The organism is Colwellia marinimaniae (assembly GCF_002207865.1).
Classification (GTDB): Bacteria; Pseudomonadota; Gammaproteobacteria; order Enterobacterales; family Alteromonadaceae; genus Colwellia; species Colwellia marinimaniae.
Genome location: NZ_BDQM01000470.1, coordinates 1 through 242 on the forward strand (window position 1 = coordinate 1; position 242 = coordinate 242).

The following is a 242-nucleotide window of genomic DNA, read 5'->3' on the forward strand; positions in this document are numbered from 1 at the left end:
CCTTTACCACTTTTAGCTCTTAACCTATTTTCTATACCGCTTACCAGAGATAGAAAAGTGCGAAGATAAACACCCATACTAGATCTACAAAGTGCCAATAAAGGCCGGTTATCTCGACGATGTGATAGCCTTTGCCTTCGTAGTGACCGCTAGCGACCCGCCGTGCAATAACCAAGAGAAAAATAACCCCGGCGGTGACATGTAAACCATGAAAGCCGGTGATCATGAAGAAGGTGGCACCA

The 242-nt window shown here is 45.9% G+C and carries 1 protein-coding gene; it reads right to left on the reverse strand.

Translation table 11 applies throughout. The features are described from left to right. Nucleotides 1-40 precede the first annotated feature (40 nt). Nucleotides 41-242: cytochrome c oxidase subunit 3 (locus tag MTCD1_RS20105; protein ID WP_200818712.1), on the reverse strand; the 202-nt coding region annotated here is incomplete at its 5' end.